The 9,610-nt window shown below is 48.0% G+C and carries 11 protein-coding genes and 1 tRNA gene; 3 read left to right on the top strand and 9 right to left on the bottom strand.

Annotation, left to right across the window (positions count from 1 at the left end):
• From H6F50_RS16945 to H6F50_RS16920, 6 genes are all read right to left on the bottom strand, one after another.
• A partial coding sequence (locus tag H6F50_RS16945) for a trypsin-like peptidase domain-containing protein (protein ID WP_190429605.1) occupies positions 1-644 on the bottom strand: 644 nt, incomplete at its 3' end.
• Between the two features lie 127 nt (positions 645-771).
• Complete coding sequence (locus tag H6F50_RS16940) at positions 772-1,257, bottom strand: PD40 domain-containing protein (protein ID WP_190429606.1); 486 nt, start codon at positions 1,255-1,257, stop codon at positions 772-774.
• Between the two features lie 215 nt (positions 1,258-1,472).
• Positions 1,473-1,997 carry a PD40 domain-containing protein gene (locus H6F50_RS16935; RefSeq protein WP_190410187.1) on the bottom strand — a complete coding sequence of 175 codons (525 nt, stop codon included), beginning with the start codon at positions 1,995-1,997 and terminating at the stop codon, positions 1,473-1,475.
• A 2-nt stretch (positions 1,998-1,999) separates the two neighbouring features.
• A complete protein-coding gene (locus H6F50_RS16930; RefSeq protein ID WP_199292210.1) occupies positions 2,000-2,494 on the bottom strand; it encodes a PD40 domain-containing protein in 495 nt (164 codons plus the stop codon).
• A 163-nt stretch (positions 2,495-2,657) separates the two neighbouring features.
• Entirely contained in the window at positions 2,658-3,488 is an 831-nt protein-coding gene (locus tag H6F50_RS16925; protein ID WP_190429603.1) for a Ycf66 family protein, read from the bottom strand.
• 237 nt (positions 3,489-3,725) lie between these two features.
• On the bottom strand, positions 3,726-3,845 hold the full coding sequence (locus tag H6F50_RS16920; protein ID WP_190410189.1) for a photosystem II reaction center X protein: 120 nt from the start codon (positions 3,843-3,845) through the stop codon (positions 3,726-3,728).
• Between the two features lie 271 nt (positions 3,846-4,116).
• On the opposite strand from H6F50_RS16920, the gene H6F50_RS16915 reads away from it, so the two are divergent.
• Complete coding sequence (locus H6F50_RS16915) at positions 4,117-4,410, top strand: YggT family protein (protein WP_190410190.1); 294 nt, start codon at positions 4,117-4,119, stop codon at positions 4,408-4,410.
• A 61-nt stretch (positions 4,411-4,471) separates the two neighbouring features.
• Here the strand turns inward: H6F50_RS16915 and accC are convergent, their stop codons facing one another.
• Entirely contained in the window at positions 4,472-5,824 is a 1,353-nt protein-coding gene (gene accC / locus H6F50_RS16910) for an acetyl-CoA carboxylase biotin carboxylase subunit (protein WP_190410191.1), read from the bottom strand.
• Between the two features lie 192 nt (positions 5,825-6,016).
• Between accC and H6F50_RS16905 the strand changes: the two genes are divergently transcribed.
• Together H6F50_RS16905 and H6F50_RS16900 are read left to right on the top strand one after the other, a co-directional pair.
• Positions 6,017-6,097, top strand: a tRNA-Leu gene (locus tag H6F50_RS16905).
• A 167-nt stretch (positions 6,098-6,264) separates the two neighbouring features.
• A complete protein-coding gene (locus tag H6F50_RS16900) occupies positions 6,265-6,888 on the top strand; it encodes a chorismate lyase (RefSeq protein WP_190429602.1) in 624 nt (207 codons plus the stop codon).
• 246 nt (positions 6,889-7,134) lie between these two features.
• On the opposite strand, the gene purF is transcribed toward H6F50_RS16900, so the two are convergent.
• Together purF and H6F50_RS16890 are read right to left on the bottom strand one after the other, a co-directional pair.
• A complete protein-coding gene (gene purF, locus H6F50_RS16895) occupies positions 7,135-8,628 on the bottom strand; it encodes an amidophosphoribosyltransferase (RefSeq protein ID WP_190429601.1) in 1,494 nt (497 codons plus the stop codon).
• A 166-nt stretch (positions 8,629-8,794) separates the two neighbouring features.
• Positions 8,795-9,610: AIR synthase-related protein (locus tag H6F50_RS16890; protein WP_242029072.1), on the bottom strand; the 816-nt coding region annotated here is incomplete at its 5' end.

Below are 9,610 nucleotides of genomic sequence, written 5' to 3'. Positions count from 1 at the left end.
ATGTTTCCCGCAGTCTGACCGCTGGTAAAAATAGCAGTATTGACGCCAATCAATTCTCCTTGGCTATTGAGAAGAGGACCACCGGAATTGCCTGGGTTGATGGCTGCATCGGTTTGGATTAAACCGCGCTGTTGGTCAATCCGGCTAACAATACCAACGGTGAAGGTTCCTTGAAATCGACCAAAAGGATTCCCAATCGCAAATGCCCGCTGACCGACTTGTACAGAGTTTGGAGGAGCGATCGCTACGGTGGGCAAATTGTTCTGTCCGCGAATTTTCAGAACGGCTAAGTCTAGACTGCTGTTAGCAAAAGCAATGATATCGGCTGGAAGTTTTCTACCATCTGAGAGAATAACGGTGACAGTTTGGCGACCGTTTGCCACAACGTGAGCGTTGGTCAATACCAGACCGTCTTGGCTAATGATGCTACCGCTGCCGCTACCGTCACCAGCCTGGATGGATACCACTCCTGGACTAGCGCGTCTATAAACCTGAATATTTGTTTGTTCTTCAGCATCTTGGGCAACAGCGATATTTGACTGTTGCCAGTTAAAGGGAACGATTGCGTCGATTGCATTAGCACCAATGGCAGCGGCGGCTGCGATGATGCCAGAAGTGGCAATACGCAGAACTTTGGTACTCATTATGTTAACTTTTTAAGCTTTTTTGACTGTTCTAGCATATTTAGCAGCGATCGCTTTTAGCGAAGCTCTTTCTATAGAAGAAGCGCATACCGTAACAATGCGGTATCTCGCTCATTTCATTTATCTTCTACTCTTGTAAAGAGCCAGAACTTGTCGCTGAAGTTCCTCTTTCTACAGTTGCAATATGCCATTGCCCTAGCTGGCTAGTTTCAAACGCGACGTAGCGACCATCACCGGAAATAGTGGGATGGCGTACCGAGCCTCGGATGCTGCTAGTGAGCAATTCGGAGCGTTGAGTTTGACGGTCGTAGACAAAGATATCCGTCTTGCCTCGTTCGCTAGAAACATAAGCAATAAATCGACCATCAGCATTCAAAGCGGGTTGATCCTGTCTGGAGTCGCGACGATTGATATTGGGAAGATCGACGAGACGGCGTTGCTGCAAGTCGTAAAGGAAAATGTCTCGATTATTATTGCGGTCAGAAGCAAAGGCGAGATAGCGACCGTCACTGCTGTAGGCGGGATATTCGTCAGGGGTCTGGCTGTTGATACCGCCAGTCAATATTTGCGGCGGGTTGAAGAGCTGGGTATCAAGACAACCAGTTATCCCCATTGTGAATAAAATCGTTAGCCAGCGCCAGTTAATTAGCCATTTCATATCACTTGCGCCTAAATACCTGATGACTGTAGCTGTGAAGTGCGACTACACGAATCAAGCCTGCCTTTATAAGCTAAAAAAATCCCCTGATTCGCCAAAGCTGTGTATTCAGATAAGCGGGTATTTACTTTTTCCAACCATTCCTTCCCAAATACTCAGCACTTTTATCCTCAAGGAGGTGCTGGAAGATTCAGCGTTTGTCCAGAGCGATCGCTAACTACAATATCCCACTGACCATTTTCACTAGATTCAAAGGCAATCGTACTGCCATCAGCGCTAATCGTTGGATTTCGCACTTCTGCTTGCACGTTTTCCGCGAGATTCCTTAACTGGCGAGTTTCCCGGTCATAGAGGTAGATTCCCGACCGACCCTGACGACTTGCAGCAAAGACAATGTAACGACCATCAGCGGAAACAGCAGGGTTAGATGCGATCGCATCCAGGGAATTTAATCCAGGCAAATCAATCAAACGCCGATCCACCGTGTCGAAAAGGTAAACATCCTGACTGCTGCGCCGGTCAGAAATTAGCACAATGTACCGACTGGCGATTTGAGGATTAATGTCAGAAGCTGGGCTATTTAAACTTCGCCCTGCTGAATCAAAGGGAAAACTCATAAGACGACCTGAGCCAGTACAACTACTCAATAAACTGGCTAAGGTAACAAATACTGATAGAAAAAGGTTACGTTTCACGCTCAGGGAGAGGCAGATGGACTGCCATCGGGGATATCTAACTCAATATTAGGCCCCCGGTCTAGCACCTCTACATCCCACTGACCGCGACTGCTGCTTTCAAAGGCAATATAGCGACCATCTGGACTAATGCTAGGATTTCGCACCCAACCGCGATAGCCCATTGTAAGAATTTGTGAGGATTTGGTGCTGCGATCGTAAAGTTCAACTTCCGGGCGTCCTTGGTCGCTGGCAATGTAGACAATGTAACGACCGTTCTGACTGAGACTGGGATTTTCTGCGATCGCGTCTTGTCGGTTCAAGCGCGGTACATCTACAAACTGCCGCTGCTGCAAGTCGTACAGCCAAATCTGTCGGCTGCCATTGCGGTTAGAAACAAAGGCGAGCAACCGACCATTGCCGCTCAAAGCCGGTTGCTCATCTGTATAACGACTGTTAAGAGCAACTGGCCCTGTTGAGCGATTGACTGGGGTACAGGCAACAACTAACCCAGCCATACTAAACCAGATTCCCCATTTGACCCAGGTATGGATTCCCAAACCGCACGCCAATCTTTTCACGTCAAAGCTGCATTGTTGCTTGCAAAAGTAACCCGACCCAATGAACCAGATGCGTCTCATGAAACGCGGGGCAGACACGAAGACACCGCCCTTAGCAGACTCATTCTTGGTCAAAATTGCTGGAGTTGCCGCCTTCGTCTTCCGGGTAGTCTATGGGTTTGTAGTCTACATAGTCGGTTGGGGTTGCTTCTACATCTTCCCGGCTCTCTCGATTAGGCGATCGCTCCGATGATTCTCCTCTAGGCGGACGACTTCTTCTTGGCTTGGCAGCAGTCTCTGGATCTCGGCTGGGTGGACGAGTCGAGCTGGGACGGCTACTGCGAGACGGTTTTTCCTCCCATGTGTCTGAGATTTCCCAATCGTCCGGTTGTTCGGTTGGGCGAGTTTCTGTTGGACGGGGACGACGCTTGCGAGGACGGTCTCCTTGTCCCAGCCTTTCAGGATTACTATTACTAGGATTACTGTTACTCCGACTGGATGGACGGCGGCGCGGTTCATCCTCGTAAGTTTCTACCGTCCGGCTATTGCGAGATTCTTGCGTTCCCCGAATCCGCCGTCTCGGTGGTTCCTCATCCATCGGTTCGAGTTGATCCAACTCGGCTCGATACACGCGGCTTACGGGGCGATCGTCATCCACAATTTGCGTATTTCGCTTTGCAACCTCCGTCGCCACTCCACGCATCCGAATACTTTCAAATGCAAAAAAGATAGCAGAGCCGGTCAACAGAAATTGACCGAATTGCAAAATCGGATCGAGTCGCCATCCTTGAAATAAAAGAATAAAGCCGCACAAGAGACCAACTGCGGCAAAAAAGATATCGTGATCTCGCGCTAGCTCTGGACGCACGGTACGCAGAAAGTACAGTGCTGCCCCTGCCACTGCCAGAAAAATACCCAGAAGACTGGCTGAGTTAAGCCCGAAGTTTACCATTGCTGTTTTCCCAAGACAAATCTATGTTAACGAGTTAACCGCAGAAATTGGTACGCAGGTTGGGAATTTTAATTCTAAGTATCCTGGGTCAGCAGGAGAACGAGCGGGCAGAAACTGGCTTGCTGCATCGCATCAGCTCTTCTCCCTTTAACATATAAAACCTCAGTTTTTTTAGAGGGAGCAACTAATTTAATAATTACTCTCTCGATAAACTGAGGTTTCCGGCTATTCCGAAATCTAGGAACGTTGGATTTTATCCTTCTGACTAATAAAAATCAGCGCCACGGTGGCTGGGATGACAACAATTACAGCACCCCAGAGCAGACTATAGAGAAAATTCGCTAATGAAGGCGTCATTTTTTTTCGCTCGCTTTGACAACGATTTCTTTTGATCAATTTTAACGATATGTTATGAACTTGAGAAGCCTATTTGTCGCTTCATTTTGTTTTTACGTCTCTTATACCTCTGTAGCAGTCTGACTGAATAGGATTCAGCGCCACGCTGCGTTAGAATAATGAGAGATTTGGTTACAAAACTTTAACTATAATGCCTTGCCGCGTCAGTTGCATGACAAATACGCGACACGGCTAAAGTTTTGACGCCTGGAAATTTCTTGATTAAGAACCAATGGACGCTGTTTCGCTTGCTAGCTGGATTCTTGGCCCGCTTGTGGGCTTGATGACTTTGTTGTTTATCTTTCGGATCGTCCTTACCTGGTATCCCCAGATAGACCTAAATCGGCTTCCCTTTAACTTGATTGCTTGGCCTACAGAACCTTTTTTAGTGCCATTGCGGAAAATTGTGCCGCCTATCGGTGGTGTAGACATTACCCCGATCGTTTGGGTAGGGATCTTTAGCCTAGTGCGAGAGATTCTCTTGGGTCAGCAAGGACTGCTGACGATGTTTGCTCATACTCATTAAGGCGCTCCGGAGGTTAGTAAAAGTGGGTAACGGAAAAAATTACCGATTACCCACTCCTTACTTACTGCTGGGACTGCATTAATTGCTCAACAAAATTGGTATAAACCTCGCCTTGTAAAAACTCCGGTGTCTCCATAATTTTTTGATGGAAGCCAATGGTGGTGGGCAAACCCGTGATGGCACACTCCCGCAATGCCCGTTTCATCCGCTTAATTGCAGTAGGGCGATCGCTACCCCAAACAATTAACTTACCAATCAGGGAGTCATAGTAAGCAGGGATTTCGTAGTCCGTGTAGACATGAGAATCCATCCGAACACCAAAGCCGCCAGGAGGCAGATAGCCGCTGATCCGCCCCGGATGAGGACGGAAGTTGTGGTCGGGGTCTTCCGCATTGATTCGACATTCAATGGCATGGCCTCGGAGAACGATTCGATCTTGAGTCAGCGACAATTTCTCCCCTTGAGCAATGCGGATTTGCTCGGCAATCAAGTCTAACCCAGTGATCATTTCTGTCACCGGGTGTTCGACTTGAATCCGAGTATTCATTTCCATGAAATAAAATTCCCCAGAGGGTGCAAGCAGAAACTCAACAGTCCCAGCACCCGTGTAATTGATAGACTTAGCAGCCATGACAGCGGCAGTGCCCATTTTTTGGCGCAGTTCTGAACTGAGAACTGGACTAGGAGCTTCTTCTAGTAACTTTTGATGACGCCGTTGGATAGAGCAATCGCGTTCACCCAGGTGAATTACGTTGCCGTAGCTATCGGCTAGGATTTGAAATTCGATGTGGCGGGGACGTTCAATAAATTTTTCCAGATAGACGCCTGGATTGCCAAATGCAGCTTCTGCTTCTCCCTGTGCAGCTTGGAAGAGCTTGACGAGTTCGCTTTCTTCCCGCACCAAACGCATTCCTCGCCCTCCACCTCCGGCGGTGGCTTTGATCATGACAGGATAGCCGATTTCATCCGCGATCGCTAATGCTTCCCGATCGGACATTAATATCCCATCACTTCCCGGCACTGTAGGCACACCCGCCCGTTGCATCGTTTCTTTCGCAGTGGATTTGTCTCCCATTGCCCGAATCGCTTCCGGCGTTGGGCCAATGAAAGAAATCTGGTGATCCGCGCAGATTTCCGCAAATCGGGCATTTTCTGCTAAAAAACCATAGCCCGGATGAATAGCGATCGCATTGCGCGTCAAAGCTGCCGCAATAATATTGGGAATATTCAGATAACTTTTGATACTGGGGGGTTCACCAATGCAAACGGCTTCGTCAGCCAGTTGCACATGAAGGGCGTGTCGATCGATCGTCGAGTGAACTGCAACAGTCGCAATCCCCATTTCTTCGCAGGTACGGAGAATGCGGAGAGCAATTTCCCCTCGGTTAGCAATTAAAATCTTTGAAAAACGCATCTTCTAGTTTTTAGAGAAATGGGGTAGCGCAAGGAACAATCATTATTATTTCAGGATGTTGCCTTCAGCATCAGTACAATATATAGATCGCATCACCTCGCATTAGAACAGTTATTGATACTGATTGAAAGTCTTGTTTCTTCCAAAGAGAACGAAATTGCCTCAAAGATGATACAATTGGTATATATGCAAGCGGATGTGGCGGAATTGGTATACGCGCACGTTTGAGGGGCGTGTGGCTTTGCCTTGCGAGTTCGAGTCTCGCCATCCGCATTACTTTTTCAGTTCTCAGTGCTGCAAGCGCATCAACGCATAGTATGCACTGAGAACTAAAATTGCAAAAGAACTAAACTCACCACTCAATTTTTTTTGCTGGAATAGGTTTCCGGCAAGAAATTGTTTATGATTTTATATAAGAAAATGAAGTTTTGTAAAGAGCTTTGACTTCAACTGTTATACCCACAAACAGCATTAGCTTACCAAGAGATTGGTATGCTCTCAGTCCGCTTTGGCAGGGAGGCGAAGAAGTGGTGCAGCAAGGACTGCCTCACACACAGCTAGCACCAGCATGGCAGATGCTTTTACTGGGAGATGGCTCCCCGACCCGTCACCTGCAACTTTTGACGGGTGAACCAACAGAAGTAGATGTCATTGATATGTCGCCTGTTGGCATGGATGCTGATGCAGCACCCAATCAAATCCAGGCTGTACCAGGACCTAGGTTGCGACGACAGGTATGGCTGCGTACCACCTCCGGTCAGCGGCTGGCTTACGCGACTTCCTGGTGGGAAGCCAGCCATGTAGATGAGTATTTACAAAACCGTTCCTTGCCAATTTGGGCAAGTTTGGCTCGCCTGCGTACCGAGTTATATCGGGATGTCCAGGGAATTTACTACGGTCAGTCTGATGCTTTAGAATCTGCCTTTGGAGAAACAGGACCATTCTGGGGGCGTCACTACCTATTTTGGCATCATGGGCGTCCGCTGACGCTGATTTATGAAGTTTTTTCACCCTATTTGACAAACTACTTGGGGCCAATGCAGCCGGTGAAGCCAGGGGATTAAGTAGAGAGACTTCATTAATTTGTAGGATGGGTAGAGCAGGAGCGAAACCATCGAACCTTTGTCAATGTTGGTTTGAGAATCGCCCAAACTTCAAAATGACAGAGTTTTATTCAGTTCTCCCATCTTCTTGACACTCTCCGGCATAAATACGCGAAACAAACATAAAGTGAAAAACTTACACGGGAATGAAGTTTTGACCTCTTTCCTGTGTAAGTTTTTCAAACTTATTTAACCACTGACAAAAAGCTAACAGCTAGCTGCTTTTTCCAACATCAGCTTAGAACGCTTAACTTGCTCTGGAATTGAGATGGGATAGTCACCCGTAAAACAAGCAGAACAAAAATTGTTGGGATCTTCGCCGGTAGTTTTCAACATTCCCTCGCGGCTGAGATACGCTAGCGAGTCTACACCTATTTGTTCGGCAATTTCTTCGACTGACTTTGTTGCCGCAATCAACTGATCTTGGCTATCCGTGTCAATGCCATAAAAGCAGGGATGAGTTACGGGTGGAGAGGAAATTCGCATATGAACCTCGGTGGCACCAGCATCTCTGAGGGCTTTGACAAGTTTGCGGCTAGTCGTTCCTCGCACGATAGAGTCATCAACAATGACGACTCGTTTCCCACTCAGCACATCTTTAAGAGGATTGAGTTTCATCTTGATGCCACACTCTCGCATTGCCTGAGTCGGCTGGATGAAAGTGCGACCAACATAGCGATTTTTAATCAATCCCTCGGCGTAAGGAATGCCGGATGCTTGGGAAAACCCAATCGCGGCGGGAATGCCGGAATCGGGTACGCCAATAATGATATCGGTATCCGCTGGAGATTCCTGAGCGAGTTGCCGTCCTAAGCGCAGCCGGTAGCTATAGAGACTCTCGTCATGCATGACGCTATCCGGACGAGCAAAGTAAATCATTTCAAAGATGCATAGTTTCCGCTTGGGTTGTTCTGCCCAGAAGAAGGAAGCCATACCTTCTTCGGTAATCCAAACTAACTCGCCCGGTTCAACATCCCGCAGGTACTCAGCCCCAATAATATCTAAGCCACAAGTTTCTGATGCGAGGACATATCGCTGAGGGTTGGTGTCTAAAATGCCGATCACTAAGGGACGAATACCGTTAGAATCGCGGGCACCTATCAAGCCATCTGGCGTTCCGATTGCCAGACTAAAGGCTCCTTCGCATTGCCGAAAGGCTCGGATCGCTCCTTCCAACCAGTCTTTGCCTGCGTTAATTTCTTCTGCGATCGCAAAGGCAATCATCTCAGAATCCGTCGTCGTGACTAAGTTACAGTCGCGTCGCAGCAACTCTTCCCGCAGTTTCCCAGTATTGACTAAATTCCCATTGTGTGTGAGCGCAAGGGTTCCTAACCGGGTCTCTACAACTGCTGGCTGAGCATTAACAACGCGGCTGGAACCCGTCGTGGAGTAACGGGTATGACCAACTGCCAAGTTCCCTGGTAGCTGGTTCAAAATGGATTCGTTGAAGACTTGGGAAACCAAGCCCATCTCTTTGTGTAAATGAACCTGCTTGCCGTCAAAAGCGGCAATACCAGCAGATTCCTGACCCCGGTGCTGTAACGCATACAAACCAAAATAGGTCAGTTTGGCGACATCTTCACCTGGTGCATAAACCCCAAAAACACCACAGGCTTCCTCTGGCTTATCAGGTCGCTGATCGTTCAAGTGGTTAGACTCAGCTGGAGACTCATCACTTGCAAAGGGATGGTTGGGAATCATTTGAGAACTTGGCTCCTACTTGTTGAGGCAGAGAAAAACTAACCAGGCTTAGTAATTCTTAATAATCTCATAACAAAGCGTTAATGTCGCTAGCCGAAGACATAGACCAGGAATTTTTAGCTCTGTCTGGGTCAGCGATTTCTGGAAGTAAATTGGGGAAGGTTGGCTAAACGGTTAAACGGCGTTGGATAGCATTGTGATAAGCATCGCCCATTTTCTTAATGCTAACGTCAATCAAAGTTTGGCTTTGAGTGGTAAAAACCCGTAACTCGCTGTCCGGTTTTCCGACTCGACCCATTTGTTCCCAGCAATTTTCCAGTTGCTCCTTTAAATAGGATTCCCAAATTTCTTGATGTTCTTGCACGACAGAAACTAAAATTCGCGCTCCCCCTTCACCAAAAAGGATAGAATCCCAGCGTACAGAGGGTTCTGGAGGAAGTTTCCAGTGAATTTCGGCTCCCAAATTGCTAGCGATGCAAGCTTCCGAGAGAGCGATCGCAACTCCTCCCTCAGCACAATCGTGAGCTGAGCGAATCCAACCTTGACGAATTCCCTCCCGGCAAGCAGCTTGTACCCGGCGTTCCAAATCAAAATCTACGGTGGGCGGTTTACCAGCGACAATGTCATGAATGGCTGACAAATACTCGGAAGCACCTAACGTGACTCCCTCTGGTGAATCCAAACGTTTTCCCAGTAAATAAATTAAATCTCCCTCGGCTTGCCAAGCTTGGCTGCAAATTCGCGTAATGTCAGGAATTAACCCCACCATCCCCACCACGGGCGTCGGATAAATTGGCTGGGGATTCCCGTCAGCGTCCAGGGTTTCATTGTAGAGAGACACGTTGCCGCCAGTCACCGGCGTTCCCAATTCCCGACAAGCTTCCGCGATTCCCCGACAAGCATTTGCCAGTTGCCAATAACCTATCGGCTTTTCTGGACTCCCAAAATTTAGGTTATCCGTGACTGCTAAAGGTTCGGCTCC

The organism is Coleofasciculus sp. FACHB-712 (assembly GCF_014695635.1).
Classification (GTDB): domain Bacteria; phylum Cyanobacteriota; class Cyanobacteriia; order Cyanobacteriales; family FACHB-T130; genus FACHB-T130.
The sequence above is the reverse complement of the archived record's forward strand: the minus strand, read 5'-3'. Positions and strand labels throughout refer to the sequence as shown.